This is a genomic window from Chryseobacterium tructae (assembly GCF_030409875.1).
Lineage (GTDB): Bacteria > Bacteroidota > Bacteroidia > Flavobacteriales > Weeksellaceae > Chryseobacterium > Chryseobacterium tructae.
In genome coordinates, this window is record NZ_JAUFQR010000001.1 from 1,499,258 (window position 1) to 1,519,833 (window position 20,576).

At 36.5% G+C, this 20,576-nt stretch carries 20 protein-coding genes and 1 pseudogene; 6 read left to right on the forward strand and 15 right to left on the reverse strand.

Translation table 11 applies throughout. The features are described from left to right. Nucleotides 1-104: 104 nt before the first annotated feature. The 6 genes from QWZ06_RS07320 to QWZ06_RS07345 form a co-directional block, all read right to left on the reverse strand. Nucleotides 105-332 carry a RebB family R body protein gene (locus QWZ06_RS07320; RefSeq protein ID WP_290296861.1) on the reverse strand — a complete coding sequence of 76 codons (228 nt, stop codon included), beginning with the start codon at nucleotides 330-332 and terminating at the stop codon, nucleotides 105-107. 23 nt (nucleotides 333-355) lie between these two features. After that, complete coding sequence (locus QWZ06_RS07325; RefSeq protein WP_290296863.1) at nucleotides 356-736, reverse strand: hypothetical protein; 381 nt, start codon at nucleotides 734-736, stop codon at nucleotides 356-358. Nucleotides 737-764: 28 nt separating this feature from the next. Next, complete coding sequence (locus tag QWZ06_RS07330; protein ID WP_290296865.1) at nucleotides 765-1,163, reverse strand: hypothetical protein; 399 nt, start codon at nucleotides 1,161-1,163, stop codon at nucleotides 765-767. Then, nucleotides 1,067-1,588, reverse strand: coding sequence for a hypothetical protein (locus QWZ06_RS07335; protein ID WP_290296867.1), 522 nt, complete (start codon nucleotides 1,586-1,588; stop codon nucleotides 1,067-1,069). Before QWZ06_RS07335 ends, QWZ06_RS07330 begins: the two co-directional genes overlap by 97 nt. A 211-nt stretch (nucleotides 1,589-1,799) precedes the next feature. After that, nucleotides 1,800-2,318, reverse strand: coding sequence for a hypothetical protein (locus QWZ06_RS07340; protein WP_290296869.1), 519 nt, complete (start codon nucleotides 2,316-2,318; stop codon nucleotides 1,800-1,802). Between the two features lie 17 nt (nucleotides 2,319-2,335). After that, a complete protein-coding gene (locus QWZ06_RS07345; RefSeq protein ID WP_047400697.1) occupies nucleotides 2,336-2,551 on the reverse strand; it encodes a RebB family R body protein in 216 nt (71 codons plus the stop codon). Nucleotides 2,552-2,965: 414 nt separating this feature from the next. On the opposite strand from QWZ06_RS07345, the gene QWZ06_RS07350 reads away from it, so the two are divergent. The 4 genes and pseudogenes from QWZ06_RS07350 to QWZ06_RS07370 all read left to right on the forward strand — a co-directional run bounded on the left by QWZ06_RS07350 (nucleotide 2,966) and on the right by QWZ06_RS07370 (nucleotide 8,842). Beyond that, a complete protein-coding gene (locus QWZ06_RS07350; RefSeq protein ID WP_290296873.1) occupies nucleotides 2,966-4,519 on the forward strand; it encodes a hypothetical protein in 1,554 nt (517 codons plus the stop codon). A gap of 263 nt (nucleotides 4,520-4,782) precedes the next feature. After that, nucleotides 4,783-6,522: an amidohydrolase gene (locus QWZ06_RS07355; protein ID WP_290296874.1), complete on the forward strand. Its 1,740-nt coding sequence runs from the start codon at nucleotides 4,783-4,785 to the stop codon at nucleotides 6,520-6,522. A gap of 161 nt (nucleotides 6,523-6,683) precedes the next feature. After that, nucleotides 6,684-7,267: pseudogene (locus QWZ06_RS07365) on the forward strand (helix-turn-helix domain-containing protein). An 87-nt stretch (nucleotides 7,268-7,354) separates the two neighbouring features. Further along, entirely contained in the window at nucleotides 7,355-8,842 is a 1,488-nt protein-coding gene (locus tag QWZ06_RS07370; protein WP_290296879.1) for a serine hydrolase domain-containing protein, read from the forward strand. A 419-nt stretch (nucleotides 8,843-9,261) separates the two neighbouring features. Here the strand turns inward: QWZ06_RS07370 and QWZ06_RS07375 are convergent, their stop codons facing one another. Beyond that, the gene (locus tag QWZ06_RS07375; RefSeq protein WP_290296880.1) at nucleotides 9,262-9,807 is read right to left on the reverse strand and encodes a hypothetical protein; all 546 of its coding nucleotides are present in this window, start codon (nucleotides 9,805-9,807) and stop codon (nucleotides 9,262-9,264) included. A gap of 335 nt (nucleotides 9,808-10,142) precedes the next feature. On the opposite strand from QWZ06_RS07375, the gene QWZ06_RS07380 reads away from it, so the two are divergent. Continuing rightward, nucleotides 10,143-10,760 (forward strand): hypothetical protein, encoded by a 618-nt coding sequence (locus QWZ06_RS07380; RefSeq protein ID WP_290296882.1) that lies wholly within the window; start codon nucleotides 10,143-10,145, stop codon nucleotides 10,758-10,760. A gap of 122 nt (nucleotides 10,761-10,882) precedes the next feature. On the opposite strand, the gene QWZ06_RS07385 is transcribed toward QWZ06_RS07380, so the two are convergent. Together QWZ06_RS07385 and QWZ06_RS07390 are read right to left on the reverse strand one after the other, a co-directional pair. Continuing rightward, nucleotides 10,883-11,620, reverse strand: coding sequence for a hypothetical protein (locus tag QWZ06_RS07385; protein ID WP_290296884.1), 738 nt, complete (start codon nucleotides 11,618-11,620; stop codon nucleotides 10,883-10,885). Between the two features lie 11 nt (nucleotides 11,621-11,631). Next, a complete protein-coding gene (locus QWZ06_RS07390; protein ID WP_290296885.1) occupies nucleotides 11,632-12,072 on the reverse strand; it encodes a hypothetical protein in 441 nt (146 codons plus the stop codon). 92 nt (nucleotides 12,073-12,164) lie between these two features. Between QWZ06_RS07390 and QWZ06_RS07395 the strand changes: the two genes are divergently transcribed. Then, nucleotides 12,165-13,424 (forward strand): hypothetical protein, encoded by a 1,260-nt coding sequence (locus QWZ06_RS07395; protein ID WP_290296886.1) that lies wholly within the window; start codon nucleotides 12,165-12,167, stop codon nucleotides 13,422-13,424. Nucleotides 13,425-13,540: 116 nt separating this feature from the next. On the opposite strand, the gene QWZ06_RS07400 is transcribed toward QWZ06_RS07395, so the two are convergent. The 6 genes from QWZ06_RS07400 to QWZ06_RS07425 form a co-directional block, all read right to left on the reverse strand. Next, nucleotides 13,541-14,773, reverse strand: a complete 1,233-nt coding sequence (locus QWZ06_RS07400) for a hypothetical protein (protein ID WP_290296888.1) — start codon at nucleotides 14,771-14,773, stop codon at nucleotides 13,541-13,543. Further along, nucleotides 14,773-15,699 carry a hypothetical protein gene (locus QWZ06_RS07405; protein WP_290296890.1) on the reverse strand — a complete coding sequence of 309 codons (927 nt, stop codon included), beginning with the start codon at nucleotides 15,697-15,699 and terminating at the stop codon, nucleotides 14,773-14,775. Before QWZ06_RS07405 ends, QWZ06_RS07400 begins: the two co-directional genes overlap by 1 nt. Before the next feature lie 3 nt (nucleotides 15,700-15,702). Beyond that, nucleotides 15,703-16,734: a hypothetical protein gene (locus QWZ06_RS07410; protein ID WP_290296892.1), complete on the reverse strand. Its 1,032-nt coding sequence runs from the start codon at nucleotides 16,732-16,734 to the stop codon at nucleotides 15,703-15,705. Nucleotides 16,735-16,933: 199 nt separating this feature from the next. Beyond that, complete coding sequence (locus tag QWZ06_RS07415; protein WP_290296893.1) at nucleotides 16,934-18,121, reverse strand: FAD-dependent oxidoreductase; 1,188 nt, start codon at nucleotides 18,119-18,121, stop codon at nucleotides 16,934-16,936. An 86-nt stretch (nucleotides 18,122-18,207) separates the two neighbouring features. Next, complete coding sequence (locus tag QWZ06_RS07420; RefSeq protein WP_290296895.1) at nucleotides 18,208-19,050, reverse strand: helix-turn-helix domain-containing protein; 843 nt, start codon at nucleotides 19,048-19,050, stop codon at nucleotides 18,208-18,210. A gap of 370 nt (nucleotides 19,051-19,420) precedes the next feature. Next, on the reverse strand, nucleotides 19,421-20,563 hold the full coding sequence (locus QWZ06_RS07425) for a 1-acyl-sn-glycerol-3-phosphate acyltransferase (RefSeq protein WP_290296897.1): 1,143 nt from the start codon (nucleotides 20,561-20,563) through the stop codon (nucleotides 19,421-19,423). Between the last annotated feature and the right edge of the window lie 13 nt (nucleotides 20,564-20,576).

Sequence of the window (20,576 nt, forward strand, 5' to 3'; positions counted from 1 at the left end):
GGTGCAAAAATTGACATTGACCTGATTTGATTGTATAGATGGATAGCACCGGAGCTTCTTTTTACAGGAAAGTAAACCGCATCCATAGTATTGAAAAACCGGGATTACAATCTTCCCTTTTTTAAAATTCCTAATTCTCTGTATTTCAGCTTTCCGGAACTCATTTTTTTCATTCCCATGACATTATTGGCTATTCCCATCATAGAGTCCCTTTGCTGATTCAGTGCAGAATTGATCTGCATTAATCCTGTAGAATGTGCACTTACCTGAGCAGAAATTGCCTGAGGTACTGCTGTGGACATTCCGGTGATTATGGTATTGATTTCGTTCATAATAACTATTGGTGTTTGATGATTTATGGACGGATATTACCAAATCTTGCATTCAGTTTATTCATCCTGTCCACGATTTTGATCTCCTTCTGCCTTAACTTTGCTGTTGAGGCTTCCTGAAGCTTTTTCAACTGTTCTTCATAATTCATAGAAGGAAGTTCAGAAGGAGTAGCTGCTACCGGAACCGGAGCTGTTTCTTGCTGTTTAACAGCTTCTTCCAGCTTTTCCAATAAAGGAGCCAATGACTTCATCGTTTCTTTGATTGCTTTTTCCTTGATGTAGTTTACGATTTCATCTTCATGCCTCAAAACAAAAGGCATAATCTCTTCCTGAACCATTTCAGGCTCAGTCACTGCTGCAGGCCGTTGGGCTACAGGAACTTTCTTGGGTGTTTTTCTGTTCATGGTATCGTTTTTTACCGTTATAATAGAATTACAGTAAATAATTAATGAATGCTGCTGCCGCTCTCCAGTCCCGATTGAGATCCTGAACAACAATATATCCAACTGCTTCCAGGGCAATACACGCCGAAATAGCATTCGCTGAAAGCATTTCTTTTAATTGATCCTGAGGCAGTTTCAGAATATAGTCACTTTGAAAGAACGTGCTTTTAGAATGACTTTCAGTGCCTTCGTTGGCTATGATTCTTAGAATTTGTTGGAAATAGTGAGCGATCAGCCTGGAAACCTGAAATTCCAGTTCCCTTTTCAATTCCACAGTCTGTTCGTTGGTTATTAAATCTGAAACCGCTGATACATCCACATCATGTACGGAATATAAAGCTTCTCCTGTATCAGAAGGAGTGATGGTAATATCTGTTTGAGGATCCATTTTGCCTTTTCAAGATTGATGGTAAGCAGCTTGGAGTCGGATTCCGGAGCCGCAATATCGCTCAATGCTGTGAGGGGAAGAATTCTTACATTACAGTAAAAAGATTTGGGATCATCCAGTTTGATCATCACAACCGCTATTCCTGTCGCTTTTTCTTTGGGTTCTACCACAAAACACTGATAGTTGGTATACTTTCTAATACTTTTACAGTTCACCAATCTGATGGTTGGCTGAATGTTGATGTCTGAGGTCTGGAGATTAAATACAAAACGGTCTGCATTATTTTCAGCTTTTTTGTGATCCGTACTTTTGGTATCCAGATAAGAGCTGTCATGCGCTCTGATCAAATAAAGACGTTCATTTAAATCACTTAAGCTCTCTAGATTTAAAATTTTAGCAGGTTTGGTTACTGAGGAATAATTCATGGCTTATTATTTTTGAATTTGTTAATGAGTTGGGTTATTATTGTTTTTTTCTCTGTTTGCGTTTCAGGTTCCCCTGAAGTAATTACTGGTTTTACGAGTGGCTGTGTCAGTTTTACTGACTTCAATACTAATTTTCCCTCATGTGCAGCCGTAATAAAGCTTTTTCTCATATTTTCTTTCTCTGATGAGGTTTCTTCCTGAATCGGATGGGCTACCCGTTTTTTTTTTCGTTCTCCTCAGTTCCGTTAGAAACTTCTGTAAACGAAGTAGGAGAGGAATGGGTTTCATTAGAGACAGGAAGCGTGTTGACATTGTAAATAGTATTGGAAACTTTAGCTTTTACTTCTGCATAATCACTTACCATTTTAAATAAGTCTCTCATCATTTCATTTCCTTTTCCTGCATCCTGACCCTGCAACATTTCTGTTGGTGGAGTAGATGCCTCTTTACTGCCCGGAGCCGGCCCGAAAGTAGTTCCGTAGGTCAATAAATTATTAGCAAGTCTGCTCAATGCAATAAGACCTACCTGTTCAAAGCCTTTTAAAAAAGACTGTAAATCCTGAACCATCATTCCTGTAGACTGTTCAATCATTACTTTTGTTACTCCGGTCATTGGGGAAGCCTTAGGAGGTGCCAGCACCTCACTGTTCACAAATACTACAGCTTTCTCCGCCGGAGTAGTGGCTTCCACTGCCTGAGATTGTGGGCTTTCACTGTTAAGTTCATTCATGATAGTAAGGTTTTAGGTTATCCTTTTAAAATTTTAATGGCATCAGCAACAATGGCTGGGTTGAGCTGATTCAAGTTTTGCTGATTGGTTACCGAATTCTGAATGGAAATTCCACTGGCATGGGTAGCCATCTGATAAAGCATACTCATGGCCTGTGCGGGAGATTCACCAAGCACGGTAACATTGGTCTGCGTTACAGCGTCTGTAGTCTGGTTGTTTACGGTGTCTGCCATATTTTGGGTTTAAATGGTTATTATTATTTTAATTTTCACAATCCTTTTACAAAGGTTTTTCTTTCAATTCAACCATTGTGTTTTTTTCGGCTGAGTATTCAGAATGAGATTGTTGACCTCTTTTGTCTGATACAAATTTCATGAATAAAAATAAATCTTCATTAAGGGAAAAAACGGATTTTTTAAAAATAAGGGAATTCTCCTATGGGTGAATTTTATGATTAAAAATGAAATGTTTTAATAATATATAGTGATCTTAATAGGATGGGTAATCCATTAGTTAATAGCTATATATACTAATGTGATCTGTTACTAAGAGTAAACCCTGAATTTCTAAAAATGGGGCGATCCCCTCTATTCTGTCATGAGCTTTACCTTGAAATTTGTCTGATAACCTATTAAATAATCAACAGTATGGATCCAACAAAAAAACAAGGGAAAAACAAAACAAATAACCCTAATAAAGCCCAACCAATCCTTAATCCTAAGCTTAAATCTAAAGCACTCATACAGCCCGGATATGCAACAGGAGATATGTTTGCGATTGCCGCTGCTTTAGTGGATGATGATGAGCTTCATGTAATCATTACAAAAGGTAATGAAAACTGCAATGATCCCACAGACAAAGCGGATTCTATCAAAAAGTTTTATGAAGAATCGGGAATTGCTAAGAAGAGAATACATGTGGTGGAAGTAAGTAAATTAAGAAGCAATAATCAAGAATTAAAAGAAGCAATTTGTAAGCTTCGAGAACAAGAAGAAATTCCAAAAAAAGAAGTGCCTCTTGGCTATGGGACGGATTATGTTGCCGAAAATTTCACAGCTGAAATGCAGGAAAAGCTAAGAGATGCATGGAAGGTTAATAGTAATGAAAGAGAAAATGATGCTATAAAAAAATGGTTGATAGAAAAGGGCATACCTACCAGGGGAGATCGTTTATTGATATTATGGTCACGGTTCAGTGGTAAGAATGGAGATATTCATATAGAGCATGACACCAGTTATTTTGGAATCAAGCAGATTGTCAATAGAGCAGTGGATATGTATGATGCTATCATGATCACAGGAGATAAGGGGTATCAGAAGGAAAGAAGAGATAAAGGTTGGAGAAAAAAAGACGATTCGAAGAAAAGAGGTCATCAGTTTGACGAAATTGCGGAGGAGATCAATGCTGAGGTTGGAACTGCCAAAATTTTTAATATCACCGAATTCTGGAATGATGAAGCTTCAAATGAACTGCCCAAATGGGATGGGGATACTCGGATGGGACAATTTAAACTGTATGAGTATTTTGAAAAAAATTTTGACGAGGTAAAACATCTCGGGTTCAGAAGTGGAAACCTCGAAGTGATGGCAATGCTGGGCTATACAGTCTTATATATGGAAGAATATGGCAGTATAGGCGGTGAAAGAATGGCTAAATGGAATGACAATCGTGGGAAAATCCTCAAGGAGAAAGGAATTATTAAAGCTACAAAAGATATTGGATATCAACGAATCCTATTGAATGTACTCCCAACAAGAACAGGTAAATATCTTCAGGATAAAAAGGCAAAGATAGTAAAAGAAGTTACTGAGAGAATAGAAGAAATGAATGAAGAAGAGAAAAATGAATTAGTTAGAAAATACAAAATAAAAAATAAAAGAAACAAAATAAGAAAAGAAGAAACAGAAGAAGAAACACTAAAAAGAATAATAAAAGAAGAGATAGACAGAGAAGTATATAAAGGAATAAAAAAAGAAAAAATAGACCGTCCAGATTTTACTCCTGGTAAAGAAGGTAGGGGTAAAAAGCCTGATGAAATACGTGATAAATACCAAGGATTTGATGATGCAGACTTGGATAATCTTTTTAATCGATATATACATGTAGGTTGGGAGGGACCATCAAGGAAAGAAGATAAAATAAAATGGGAAATAAAAAAATATTCTGAGCCGCGAGAAGATAGAATAAAAGAAAGACCTTAAATGAAAATTAGCAATTCAGCTCTTCTGAAAGGTTTAAAATCAAAGTGATACCTACAAATTAAAATCCGTATTTCTAAGGTTTCCTATATGAGACTTTATTCTGAGTTTTGCAGCGTAATAATCACGTACCTAAATTTTATATGACTATACACCGAAATCCGGAACAGATGTGATCTGTTCCGGATTTTAAGGAAATAATGGTAAAAAATCACTATATTTAGAATTATATAAATGATCTGATAAAACTTTAAAACCAATACATTATGTTGAAAACCCCTCATTCAATCAGGAAATTATGGCTTTTTTTTGTCTTAACATCAGTAGCAACATTTATTCTCACCGGATGTAATGCAAAGCATGATGCGGATCAGATCTTTTACAATGGAGATATCCTCACAATGGCAGGTAAAGAAGCTGCTTATGTAGAAGCTCTCGTCGTAAAAGATGGAAAAATTGTCTTTGCAGGAGAAAAAGATAAGGCTATGGCTCTTAAAGGAAATAAAACACAGGTAACCGATCTTGCAGGCCGTACACTGATGCCAGGTTTTATAGATGCCCACGGTCATATTTCGCAATATGGATTTGCTTTACAGATGATCGATCTGCAACCTGAGCCTTACGGAAAGGTGATGTCAATTCCGCAGCTACAGAAGGTTCTCAGAGATTATATAGCCGAAAATAAAATTCCTGCCGGAACTATGATTGTTGGAAATGGCTATGATGATGCTATTATGGAAGAACACCGCCACCCGACAGCTCAGGAACTGGATGAAGTCTCGTCTGTTAATCCAATTTATATAGAACATACTTCAGGGCATATGGGAGTCGCTAATTCTTTACTGCTGAAAAATATGAATATTACCTATGATACTCCGAATCCTGCCGGTGGAATCATTGGCAAAGATCCTGCCACCAAGCAACTTACAGGAAAAATGCAGGAGAATGCCAATATCAATAGCTTACAATATGTAATAACACAGCTTCCGAAACCTGCAGAAAGCGATAAGTACAAATCTTTACTTGACGCAGAAAAAGCCTGGTTTGCCGGTGGACAGACCACCATATGCGAAGGACGTGCTGCCCCGGATAATATTGATCATATTATGGATGCAGACAAGAAAGGATTGTTGAAAGGTGATTATATCATTATGCCGGATTATGACTTGAATGCCGATAAACTGACACAGTGGAAACAATTCTATAAAAAGTATAATGGCCACATTAAGATAGGAGGTATAAAAATGACCTTTGACGGCTCTCCACAAGGTAAATCAGCCTGGCTTACAAAACCTTATCTGGTACCGCCGGAAGGAGAAGAGCCAGGATTCCGGGGACAACCAATCTATTCAACAGAAGCAGCTTATAAAGGACTTAAAGCTATCTTTCAGCAGGGAATGCAGGTTCATATTCACTGTAATGGAGACGCAGCGATAGATGAAGGTCTTAACTTATTGGAACGTCTTAAAAAAGAAAAGCTGCTTACAAAAGATATGCGCTGTGTTCTTATCCATAGTCAGGTATGCCGTAAAGACCAGGTTCCCCGCTATAAACAGATAGGAATAATGCCAAGCTGGTTTCCTACACATGTTTACCTATGGGGAGACTGGCACCGCTCCAATGTGCTTGGAGAAGAAAGAGCAAGGAGAATAAGCCCTTTGAAAGAAGGGTTAGATCAGGAAATCCCATTTACCATTCATCATGATTCGCCGGTAACTCCTCCCGATTTGATTACTGCGGTATATGCTGCAGTAAACAGAAAAACACGTTCCGGATATATACTGGGGCCAGAATTTCGAATCAGTCCTTATGAAGCCCTTAAAGCAATCACGATCAATGCTGCGTGGCAGTGGGGAGAAGAAAAAGAAAAAGGAACGCTGGAGAAGGATAAAAGAGCAGATCTTGTTATCCTGGATAAAAACCCTGTTAAAGTAGATCCTTTTGCTATTAAGGAAATCCGTGTTATGGAAACTTATAAAGACGGCGTGCAGGTATATAAAAAATAATAGATTTCAAATACAAGATATTCCGAAGAAACAGCGTTCTGAAATTTTCAGAACGCTGTTTTATTTTATAACACTGGGAGATCTAAATGCGAAGAACGCTGAAAAAACTGTAAATTAGCCGTGGAAAATTAATTGAAAACACATCCTTCGTAATCTATTGTATGTCTAAACTAAAAGCTGTAAGAGAACAGAAAAATCTGACCCAGGAAGAACTTTCAGAAAAGTCGAAAATTTCTGTCAGAACGATTCAACGAATTGAAGCGGGCACAGAACCGAAAGGACATACTCTGAGAGCATTAGCTCAAGCTTTGGAAATAGAGGAACTTCGTTGCAGGATATTATCATAATTCCTGATATTAATAATGAGGTAAAGGATGAAAGTATTCCCGAGATGAGGGAAGAACAACAACCTGATATCAATTATTCTCTCATTAAAATTATTAATCTTTCCTCCCTATTATTTACTCTGTTGCCCCCTTTGAATATTTTTGTTCCCCTTATTCTGATGTTTACCATGAAGCAGAGAAATAGTCTGGTTCGTCAGATCATTTCAGTCCAGATGATATGGACAGTGATGGCACCCATTGTATTCATGCTGGGCATCTTTTTAAAGCTCGGAAGACAGTTTACTTTGGTTCTTATGATAGTGATTGTACTCTCCAATATCTTTATTATCCTTCGTAACGCTGCTGAGATTGATCGGAATAAGAAATTGTATTTTAGATTGAAATTCAGCATGATATAAAACCTGTCAGGGCTTTGTCGGGTTTTTGTCGGGTTCTTTGTTCATTACAAAACAGATGAAAATCTAATCTTTGTCAAAAATTTAATCATGACAAATTTTGCTTCATTAGTCCTTCTTTTTTTTACTTTGGTTTTTAATAGTATTCAAGCTCAATTACCAAAAACAGATCCTCTTTATCGGACTATTATGTCAAAGGACAGCCTTCTTTTTTCGGTAGGATTTAATGCCTGTAATACTAAACAGACAGAGGCCGTACTCAGTAATAATTTTGAGTTTTATCATGATAAAGGTGGTTTTTCTGATAAAAAGAAATTCCTCACTGATTTTAAAAACGGCCTGTGTAAAGCTCCGGATATTTACCGTGCTAAAAGAGTTTTGATAGATAAGAGCACTCAGGTTTTTCCAATGTACAAAGATGGAAAAGTATATGCGGCTGTTCAAAACGGAGATCATCTGTTTTATGAAAAAGAAGGCAGGCAGGCCGAGAAATTAGTTGGTGAAGCTAAGTTTACCAATTTTTGGCTTTTAGAAAATGATGACTGGAAGTTAGCAAGATCGCTGAGCTTTGATCACCATGCTAAAGAAACAATTGATCAAAGATCCGTTTTTAATAACGATCAGGAAATAGAAATTTGGTTGAAAGAAAATAAAATTCCAACACTTGGATTAGGGATCATTGACGAGGGAGAGCTGAAACAGATCAAAGTTTTTGGTGATATCAAAAAGGGAAGTCCGGCTCCTTTTAATACCTTTTTCAATGTAGCTTCCCTTACCAAGCCTGTTACAGCAATGGTAGTATTACGCTTGGTAAGCCTTGGAAAATGGAATTTAGATGAACCTCTTGACTCTTATTGGGTAGACCCGGATATTGCTAATAATCCGAAGCATAAAAAGCTTACAACAAGACTTATTCTTTCCCATCAGACCGGTTTTCCCAACTGGAGATGGATGAATGCTGACAAAAAACTCAACTTCCAGTTTGAGCCGGGAACCCGATATCAATATTCAGGAGAAGGCTTTGAATATCTAAGGCACGCTTTGGAGAAGAAATTCGGAAAAACATTGGACCAGCTTGCCAAAGAGTTGATTTTTCAACCACTCCAAATGAATGATACCAATTACATCTGGGATCAAAATACGGACGAATCCAGATTTGCAATCGGTTATGATAAAGAAGGTAAACCTTATCCAACAGAAAAAAATAAAACGGCCAATGCCGCTGATGATTTGCATACAACAATCGGGGATTACGGAAACTTTATGGTCAGTGTGATGAAAGGAAAAAATCTGAAACCGGAAGTATTTCAAGAAATGATCAAAAAACAGGTGAAAACTAAGGAAAACAAGTACTTCGGACTAGGTTTTGAAATCTATGATCTGGGTAATGGTGAATATGGATTATCTCATGGCGGAGCCGATCAGGGGACAAGATGTATTGCTTTTGTATTCCCAAAATCAGGTAAAGGAATTCTGATATTTACCAACGTAGATGATGGTTATAAAGTGTATGAGAAGCTGGTTATTCATTATCTTGGTAAAGAAGGAAAAAAAATTGCTGATATAGAGAATAACTAAGTTTTTATATTCAGATCTGGAAGGTTAAATTTTTTTTTTTAAAATCATCTGTATTATGTTGGAAAACGCAATGGTGCAAAGAATTAAAATATCATGTTGTTTTAAGGTGTAAGAGAATCAAAGATTCTCAGCAAGAAAGATATTTTCAAATGATTCTTTTATATTTTCTAGTAGATCAAACAGATCGCGCATTTTTTTCTGCTTAATCCGATAAATCTGCGTGATATGAAAAATGAAAACAAAGTTATCCATCAGCTTAGAAAGAATTAATGCAATTGATTCCGTCTTTGCTTCCTTAAAAGGATAACGGGTTATAAATAAATCTTTGCGTTTTAAAAGCTTAATACTTTAGGAAAAAATAGTAAACTCTCAATACATAAAAAGCCTGTCATTTGTTATGAAGACAGGCTTTAATATTTTTATTTTACCTTTTCCAAAAGATATAATTTGGCACCGGAAAATGCCAGTTTAGGCATCAGGTTACCTTCCAGAACCATCGTCTTACTGTTAACGTCAATGACTGAAATATAATTATTGGAATTGTATTCAATATAATTTTCTTTTTCCTTAGTGATAGGGTTTTTCCCGAATTCAAGAGAGTATTTTACCCAATCTTCTTTATCCGTACTACAATGTACCGGTTTGAACTTTGATTTTTTAGCTTTAAAAATCATCTGGTCAAAGCCACCTGCACATTCAGAAGAAAATGTACTTTCGGGATTCTGATCCTTGGTAAAATCTTCGAAAGAACCTTTGTAAACGCCGACGACCTTCCATGTTCCGTCTAAACGGTCTTCATCTATTTTACCTTTTGCTTTGCTTACTGCCCAGCTAATCCCGTTAACAGTTCCTTTTACAGCTTTATAGCTTAGATTAACAGCTCCCGACACCACTTTAGTAGCAGTTCTTACCACACAGGAATTCAATACCAGAACAGCCGAAGCCAGAAATATCATTTTTTTCATATTGTCAAATTTTTTGCGAAGATAAGGCTTTCAGTTTAATGGGGAGTAAGGATGGAAGCTGGAAGAGGGAAGCTGGAGGTTATTGAAGAGCAATTAATTGCTGTTCTGTTTTCTTAAGCTCGCTTGCCTGGTTATATTGTAAACTGAAAGTTGAACCAAGTTGAAGAGTAACTTCCATCTTCCCTCTTCTAACCTCCTGTCCTCTAATTTAAATTCTATTGGTTAGTTAGTATTATAAACCGGAAGTCAAAACTGGTTGAATAGTAACTCCTATCACCCTCCTTCCAATTTCCATATTTTTTTCATAAGTTCGTCTATTAAGAAATAATAACCATATGACAATCACTGTAGTTCTCTTATTTATTTTCATCATTTTTGCGGTATTGTTCATTGGAATGCTTTCCAGGCCACAACAGGTGAATACATTTTCAGGTACAGATTTTCGGACCCAGCCTTTAGATCAGTCAGCCTTTCAGAAAAGAGAAGATTATCTTACAAAGATGGCGAGCAGGCAGCGCACAATAAGTATGATTCTTTTGGCCTTGATGGTTCTTGGTTTTTCTAGCCCTGTGGTATATGCGTGGTTTGATACTTTACAGTTTAAAGGAATACTAGACAAGGAAAGGTATGAGCTGCGGATCAGGGATAACAATCTGTTATTGGGCGGAATGCTGGGAATGTGTGGATTATTTTTCTTTATGATTTCATTACTGAAAAGAAAGATGATTCGAAGCTATGAGAGTGTCATATTAAGTCTGGATCAAAAAGATTTTGAAAAGATGCTTGAGGTAAACCAATCGATGAATGGAGTAGATCGATTCACCATGTCGCCTCCTTTTATTATCAGCCAGACTGGAATCTATGTATTTAAGCTGGGGAGAGTGTTGGTTCTTCCATGGCTGGATATTACAGAACTCAAGATAACAGGAGCTCCCCGGGGAGGCTATTTGTGAGGATGAGAGTACAGGGGAAATTATATTTTTTTACGATATCAGACCGTACGATGTTGAATGTACTGGAAGCGGAGTGTGTTCAGCGGGGAATATCGACGATTTCATAGTCAAAGAATGTCTGTTTATTGCACCCAGCCTCTTACCGTTTCAAAGAAAAAATCATATAGTTTTTTGTCAACATTATCCTGATCATGAACCATCATATTATATTCTTTAAAGGCAATAGATAAGGTGATACTATATTTTTTGGAAGTAATTTCAGGCTGAAAAAGTCTGTTCTGGGATAGAAAGTCGATATATTGTTGGAACTGTTCTGAGGTGAGCTTTTGATGTTTAGAAATATCAACAGGATTCTTATTTTTATCTTGTGCATGTCGGATATAGTGAAGAGTGCCATCCTTTTTTATGGTGATGCTTTCCCGATCCCAATCATGATGGTTATAGCGTTGAATATAGAGTGAATCTGCATTTTTGAAATCAATTTTATAGAATTTTTTAGGTTCTTGATCCTCTTTGATCAGAAAATTCACCTGATCATCGGGAGCCATTAGTTTATATTTTACCTTTGAATAATCGAGACGTTTATGTAAAGAATCAGGGGTAAAAGAGATAATATTTTGTTTCAGATCATAGCTTCCTGAAGTGAATTCTTCTACGAGATAGTCTCCCTGATCATCCTGATTATATACATTAAAAGTATGATCATTATTTAGTTGTAGGATTTCCGTAGAAGTGCAGCAGCCATTGTATATCGGAAGCATAACAGACTGGTCAATATAAGTTCCGGAAACACGATTGTCTTTACTGCAGCTGTTCAGAATGATTGCTGATAGAATGAGTAGAGCTGTTATTAATTTCATTGGCATGATATTCAGTGTATAGGAGGAGATTTAAAGTTTTCAAAAGTATAAATAAGATGGTAATACATTTTGTTTTCCTGATAAGTCTTTCCCATTGGGGTAACCTTTTCACCTTGTAAGAGAAGTTTCTTTTCAACCTTATTTTTCTGATATTTTTGTAATGAAGGCAGAAGATAAGAAAAACTGGTTGTTTGTCCCTGTTCGTTATCATGAATAAATATCCATTCATCAAACCTTTTATTAAAATAACAGGAGAGATTACCCCCAAGTTTCTTTGGTCCGGAATATTTCAGTGTAAACCCTTTTTGAGTTAAAAGACTGTCTGCATTCATCTTGTTGGGAATAATCTTATACAAGATCTCAGATGGCGTTAAAGTTTGTGCGGATGAAAGAAATATTCCTGAAATTAAAGCAGTAAAGAATAATATATTGCATTTCATTTGTTGTTTCATATTGATTTTAGGTTTGTCACTTTTTAAATGTACACATTATTGTATTGATTTCATTACCTCTATTTTTTGTATTTTTAAAAATAAGATTAATAATGATGAAAATATTTCCTTTTATCATGCTGTTTTTGCTAGTATATTCCTGTTCTCCTAAGATGTTCAGGCTTGCTACTCCGGATGATAAAGCCAATTTTGGGATTTCAAACCCCTCTAAAGCTCTATTCTTTATTGAAAATGAAAAAATGGCAGCACCGGAAGATCGCATCAGTGATCATAAGGAAATCGCAGACAAGCTTTACAAGCAATTAGGAGGTGCTACAGATAGACTTATGGTCGCCAGAACCAATGCAAAAACGTTCAAGTTCTCTAATGGAACTACAACTTGGTTTGTTGATATTCAAAACTTTCCAAAACGGACAGCTATGATTTTATTTGATGGAAAAAACGAACCTGTGATCGAGTACAATCCCAAAAACTATGAACGCCTGGTTATAAGATATCTGTTTGAAGATTTGAAAATGAAGCAGAGATCCGAAAGGGAGAATCAAGCAGCCAGAAAAGAAGCATCAGACAACTGGAATTCTATGGAAGCTGTTCCTTTTACACCCGATCAAAAATATGCAGATCGGATTATTAATCACAGCAATACCGTTTATTATCCTTTATTAAACTTTGAAGATGGAGGAAATTGTAACGGGCAGTTTCGAAATATCATCTATTTGGATGAAAAGGAGGAAAAGATAAGCTATACCGCAGATCTTACCTATAGAAACGGGAAAATGCTTGAGTATCTGTATTCACGGGAAGGAATGAAAAGTGTACAGAAATATTACCTCAATACAGTAGGGTTATTAGATTCTATTGTAACTTCCGAAAATGGGAAAAGAGAAATGAAACTTAATTTCAAATATCTGCCGGATCGGTTTGTCATTCATTCCAGCTATGGTTCCAGAGAAGAGTTCCATCTCAATACAAGAGGGCAGGTGGATATAAAATATGATTTCGATAAAAAGAACACAGTCACTAAAGAAATTCATTATACTTATGATAACCTTGGTAGAGTTTTAAAAGAAAAAAGTATTTACAATGGAGAATCCCCTACTACCAATACTTATCAATATGATTCTGATACAAAAAAGATGTATTCAAAATTGACCATTCAAGGAAAAGAAGGGAAAATACTTTCTGAAAATAAAGCTCAGATCATTGATGGAAAACAAATATTTACGGTTATTGCTGATGGAAAAGTTCAAAACAAATCCGTTTCAACACTCAATAGCAATTGTGAAGGAAAAGTTATTACCTACGACAGCAGTGGGAAAGTAATATCTGTAAGCATTCAGAAAAGAAGATGACAGGATATGATGCTTCTTGACTGTTGATCTATAATTGCATACTCTAACTGCGCGCCATTTTCGAAAGAAAATGGCGCGCAGTTTTTTCAAACGATAAAGCTTCCTGAAATATTTGCTTATTGAGAGAATATCTTTAAATACTCTTTCGGCATCCATAGGAAACATAAGATTAAAGCTCCGATCAACACGAGGGATAAAACCAAAGTAGCTACTTTGAAACCATCTAACCTGAACTCTTTCTCCCGAGGTCTGCCAGAACTGTGAAACCCGGAAAGTCCATTAGCATACGGCTGATTTTCCTTTGCTCCCTGAACTCTTCCTTGAGCTGAAGATAAAGATGATAGCGATTCTATATTTTTGTTTTGACGGATAATATCGGCAAATGACCGTTTGTTTTCCTGATGTCGTTTCTTAGCAGCTTCTACCTTTCCATTTGATGTAAGAAGATGGATTACTTCCTCAATTTTTCCGGAGTACTGATCATATTCTTTCGTAATGACTTGAATTCCGTTTTTGGATTCACTTATTTTGGATTCGTTTTCCTGATGTCTTTTTTCATTTTGTGAAATCTGTCTGTTAAGGTCTTCAAGCAGCTGTGTTTTCTCCTCTTTCAAACCTTCTCTTTCCTTTTCCAGATCAGAAATGGTACTTTGAAGGATTCTAAGTCTTTCTTCCTCCAAGAGATCGAGCTCTTTTTTAAACCCGTCAGCATCTATAATCTTAAAAATATCTTTTTGCTTTACAAACTCCCCAATTTCATGGCTTTGAGTAAAATAAATGGTATCATAAACGTTTAAGAGATCAAGTGCCTTGTTAAAGAATTTCTGTAACTGAGCAGGATTGGTTTCACAATACACCACAAGATACTTATTGCTGGACTGAGCAAAATTCAATTCTTCAACTTCCCTGATATTAAATCCTATTTTATCAAAATCTTTCGGCTTTTGAATGGAAAACTGATCGGAATGATTGACTGTAATCGTTCCACCTGAAAGATTGTTTTTTTCAAGACTATTCTGAAAATCATTTAAAGCATTGATGATAAGACCTTCAGACGAAATTTTATTAACGAAAATCAAGCTTGAACCTATAAATGTTCCGCCTCTGTCCGAAGTTTGTTCCTTGGCAAACGTATAAACAGAGTAGGAAATGAGGTTGCATCCCCCAGCGTAATCTTTCCGGATAGAATAGATGCTGCTTTGAGGAAATAGTTGAATGGCATCCGTTTTTAAATCGAATGTTCGCATCTCTTGGGCTATGGCTTTCGTTCCCCCTAAAAAAAAGGTTTGCCTGAAGCCATTCGGATTGCCAAAAGTGCCAAATGCGGAGAAAAAATAGGTATTGTCCATTAATTTGTAAAACTAAATTTTATACGTTCCCAAAATGTTCCTTCATAATCCAGATCATATCCTACAATGCTTCTGTAGAGCCATTTTCCAAGTACTTCGGCAGTGGAGAGATTCAGTAAGCTCACCCTTTCGCCTCCGGTTGCATTTTGCACACTTCCTACGGTGTAATAGGTTTTGCTTAATCCATACGTATCAATTCGTTGTGAAGTCATGGGAAGATGTTCAGCAATAAAACCATCAAGAGCTTCAGCACTTTCCACATCCATTTTTCCGGATTTATCCCATTTGGAAACAACAAGTATGGCGTTCACCGATTTTAAATTTTTACCCTTTCTTTCCAGTTCATCCAGAAACTCATTGATGAGGGAGTCGTCTTTATATGCAGACTCATAACTGGTAACAATGATGAATGTAAGCGGAATATTAGCATTCAGAAAGGTTTCTATGCTGCTGTGGTAGCTTCCGCCTCTTCGGATGTCGTTATGATTTTCCCCGGAAGTTTCCAGAAAGGTGAGGTCAATAGGAACGACTCTTTTTGATCTGTTGTTGGGTTCAAAAACAAGATCCAGACGGGTAACCTGATCTTTTGTTGTTCTATTGGGTAATATTCCTTGTCTGATATTTTCAAAAAAATTAGAGAGAAGAACATTGGCTTCCTTGGTATTGGGAGTTCCAAGTTTAGGTCTCAAAACCCCGGCATACGATCTGAGATAATAAAGCATGGTAGAAAGAATCACAGATTTCCCTGATTCTGCTGTTCCAAAGAAAAAAACAAAATTACTTTCCTTATTTTTAATATCATTGGAAATCGTTTTGGCAATCGGAACAAAATCTTCTTTGATATCATTTTGAAAATCGAAAGAAAGAGGCTTTAAGGGTTCCTCGGTTTCAAAAGAAAGAGGTTTTAAATGATCGTTGGTTTCCATAGTTTAATGATTATTAGGGATGATGGTTTTACCGCTTCTTTTATTGGTGAATACACTTCTGCCGTTGTTTCCGCTGTAATTTCCTGAATCGGTTACCAATAAAATGATAATAACGATCACGAAATCAAGCAAAATACAGCCTGCCAGTACCACAAATTGGTACATTCCAAAGTTTTTAATAGCATGTTCAAAAGCAAAACCGATCTTTCCAACCTGTTGCGTTTTTGAAACCACGGGCTCAAAGTGTATTTTGTCATTTCCAAGAACAGTTTGTGCTCTGCTTCCCAGTTTATTGTAATCGGAAAGAGATTCATCAATTAATCCCTGAGACAGTCCGTCTTTATCCTTTTTAGATAAAAGAAGCAGTTCCTGAATATTTTTATTCCATTTAAAAGCGGTGTTATTGATGTCGTTTTTAAGGGCTCTTTCTTCAGGCGAAAGATCCGAAACAATATTGTCGATCTGTTTTCCCATTCTTTCCGCAAGATCTTCGTAGTCTTCCCCAACAGGAGTGAGGAAGTCTACCTTTTGTCCCGTTAATCTTTCAATATCTTTAATCAATAGCTGGGCACGGGTTCCAATTCCTTTATTACCGGGATCTTTGATCTGTTCCATCATCTGTTTCTTCTTGATCTCGATATTCTGTGTAGTGGCTTTATTATACTTATAGCTTAATTTCGATTCTACATCATTTTCAAGAGCTGTAAAATTTTTATTGATATCACGAAGTTCATCAGTATAAATATCCGTTTTCATAAACCGTGTATACAAAGCATTAAAATTGGCAATGAAGCAGAAAGAGGCAATGAAAATGTAAATGCCCACAAGGCTTCCGGTAGGCTTACCTGCAAGTTTAGCATTTCTCAGCATCCAGCACAGAAACAAGAGCAGCAGGGATAAAACCAATGCGATAACAAATGAGGCGGGGCCAAAGATCTGTTCCAGTCCAAGCCAGGTTTGGTAAAAACTTACGCTGATCAGTAATAATGCAAGAATTCCCAAAAAGAGATCTGCAGGAGTCGTTTTTTTATTCATAATGTAGTTATTGTTTTTTTTGAATGAGTTTATAAAAACACTTTGTTTTATAATGTCCGAAACTACAAACAACCCTCAGAAAAAAATTACGGGAAACCATAAGAATTATTCATCTTTGATCAGGTTGTATGCTCAAAAGAAAAAGCCAATGAAGGAAAACTTCATCGACTTATTTACATTTTAAAGAATACTTAATCTGTTAATCATCCTTTTCGTTGTTACCATGCAAAATTTCTCCACCCTGTAAAGAGATTTCTACGGCCTGATTGCTATATTTCCTCATTTTATCTTCATAATCAGCTATCGCAGTTGAAATATTGCTATGATTCATTATATTTTCTGTTAAAAGAGCAGCATCTATAAACGCTGTATTGGCTCCTACACCTCCTGCCGGGCTCATGGTATGTACAGCGTCACCTAATGCGGTAATATTTCCTGATGGCCAGGCTTCTTTAGGAAGAGATGACCGAATCGGATTAATAGATAATGATTTTTGATCTGCATAATTGAACAAAGCCCTAAGCTGAGGATGCCAATCATGGGTGATTTGATGAATAATGGGAAAGATCTCTTCTCCCGAATGATTATAAAAATCAGCTTGTAAAAGTCCAAAAGCTTCAGGATTACCTATGAATGCCCAATAGAAATAGTTAGAAACCGGACTTAACAGATCCCAGGAGGTATCTTTTTTGGAAGTGTCAAATACCATCGCATCAATGATCAGAGAGTACTGATTTTCTATAATGACAGAGGTTCCTTTTTGAAGTTCCGGGGAAATGGCTTTCAAAGCTTCCGGAGAATAGAATGTTCTTCCGTAGATCGTAATATTTCCTGTATTGACTTTCTGATCCCTGCAATATTCAGATCCGATTTTAGAGTGAACCCCATCAGCTGCTATGACCAGATCAGCAATATATTTTGTGCCATCAGCAAAGGAAAGCTCTACTTCTTGATTTTCTAATTCAATCCAATCTGTCAACTCCTTTCCAAAACTGATATTTTCATGTAGTCCCTGTAATAAGATTTCACGGAGGGTCAATCGGTTGGGTTTCAGATCCGGAATCTCATTTACTCCATCACTCCATGATTCTACCAGTTCATTTTTTGAAGGTTCAAGGGTTGTTGCCAGTACATTCATACCGCGATAGCTTGCCGCGCAAGTATTTATAAAAAGAGAGTATAAATTCTGGGGGAGACATGTTTGTAGTGCTTTTCTTCCTGGTTCATTCACTCTGATTCTATATCCCTGAGTTCGGGTATTGATGGCTGCGTCTTTTTCAAAGATCTTACAATCAAGTCCATTCTTTTTTAACCCCTGAGCGAGGCATAGCCCTCCTAATCCTGCTCCTATAATAGCAATCCGTTGAGTAGTGTGTTTTTGTATCATAATTTTTAAGCATCAATCCTATTGTATATTGGTGATGAATTGATGGGACAAAATTATCTTGAACGTAGGGTTGAAACGATAGCTATTTAATGGCGATGATGGGACAAATCTTGGTTTTTTACTCTGAATTCTAATGCTGTTGCTTCTGTTCCTTTTTTAAAAAAACGTGAAAAATACACTGGATCATCGTATCCTAATTCAAATGCAATCTGTTTCACATCCATGGTTGTATATACTAATAGACGTTTGGCTTCCCACAATATTTTTTGTTGGATCCAAAAACTGGCAGGATATCCTGTAACATCTTTTACCGCTTCATTCAGATAAAGAGGAGTGATCGTCAATCGTTGGGCATATTGTTGTACCTGTTTGATGCTTTTAAAATGATCGGAAATAAGTTTCTTAAATTGCCTTGTAATGCTATATTTCTGACTCTGAGCCGAAAGCTGTGGCTTTGGTTCTTCTGAAATCCTGGAAATAATAATTCCAATCGCAGCATCAGCGAGTGATGTTTCTATTGATGAATTATAAGTTTCTTTTTCTGTTTTTTCAAGGAATGGAAGTAAGTCAAAGAGTAAATCATTTGCTTTAATAGAAACAGATTGATGAAGCCATTGATGTAGATCCAGAATTTCCCGATACAACTCGGAAACACTTCCTGCTTCCACAAATAAAAACCAACCTTCATTATCTTTCTGATCCATATACTGGTGAATCTGACCTGGAGCCACAAAACAAAGAGAAGTATCTTTTAATGTGATGGTTTTAAAATCAACTTCCAATGTAAAATCACCTTTCTTCTGAATAATAAACATATAATGATCATCCCGATGAACTCCAGCCTGTTTCTCATGGAAAACAGATAAAGGCATTACTCTGACTGCCGAATTTTCCAATTGATTGTGGTGAGAAGGGATCATCTTTTTCATGGGATAGATCTAATAGTGAATACGAAGATACTCTTTCTGAGATAAGTGTACACAATAATAGAATACTGAAAATAGGCATCATTATTTTTAGCCACGAATACACGAATGGCTTTTGGCCTACTTGTAATCCTGCTATTTCTATTTTAAAAACAATAAGAATGTTTAATGATTGGCTGGGAAAAGTTTTTTGCTAAAAATCTATGTGACCTTTAGTTTATAAACTTAATTTCTTTTTACAAACTAAAGGAAACATAGAAGATACTTTAAATATTAATAAAAAAAGTATAGTATTTTTTATTCGTGTATTCATAGCAAAATTAAAAAATCTGTGGTTAAAAAGATTCTCTCAGATGAATACCGCTTTTATCAATTATTCTGAAGGGCTATCTTCAGATTTTAGCTTATTGATTAATGGATTGGCATACATGGCCAGGAAATATTCTTTAGAAACAGGATCAGACGGATCGATACGCATTTCCAGTCTTCGGATAAACAATTGTTTTTCCTGCTCTGTATATTGAGAGGCATAGGTATCTGTATTATTGATCAGATCGTAGGCTATGTATTTCGTAGGCCAAAGTTTATAATTCTTAATGATGGAATCATCAATGAGTTGTGCAATGGCTTGTATCTGCTTGTTTTTATTGTCAATGGTCGCTGCAATATGATCGAGTTCTGTATGAATCACATCACCGGCATGCAGATGAATTCTTTTCTTTTGACCTAAAATTCCGCTGAGTATGGTGTTGAAATCCTCGTTCTTTCCTTTAATATATTCCTCTTCTCTGTGTTGTGCCAGCAGTTGAGGCATTTTTAGGGAATCTGTAGGATCATATTCATAGGAGATGGAAATAGGAACTATTTTTAATGTTTTAAAATAATCTACCAGTGATTGATCCCCGGCTGCCATAGCCAACATTTTTAAAACGCCTTGCTGAGTAGCATCATTCCCGTCTTTAGCACGACCTTCACGCTGTGCAATCCATACGGAGCGGTTTTCTTCGTGCAGCAGCATGTCAATGTACTCGGATAGGGTTTGTGAACTTTTAAGCTGGTCACGAATGGACAAGCCTCTCTGAACTAAAAAGTTGCGGTTTAATTTGGCCAGTACATTCAGAAATTTTCTTTTTACAAGATTGTCACCAATGGCTGAAGCTGTCATAATGTGGCCACTTTCTAATAAAACCAGGTTAAGCAGTGAAGTGTCCAGTACAATATCCCTGTGATTCGAAATGTAAAGATAGGACGTGTTCTTATCTAGCTTATCAAAACCTGAAGTCGTTAATCCTTCAGAGCTTTTGGCAAGAATCTGACGAACTGCATACGCCACAAACTGATGCTGAAAATCACTTATAGAGTGTATTTCTTTAAATTGTTCCAGCCAAACTTGCTCATCCTCACCGGGAAAAGTAAAGTTCATCAATGCTTTCATCATGGGATCACGAGCTATGCTTTGTAATCTTTCGTTTACTTCATGATCATAGAAATACCGGATTTCATCAAACTTCGACATGGGTTTATTTAAA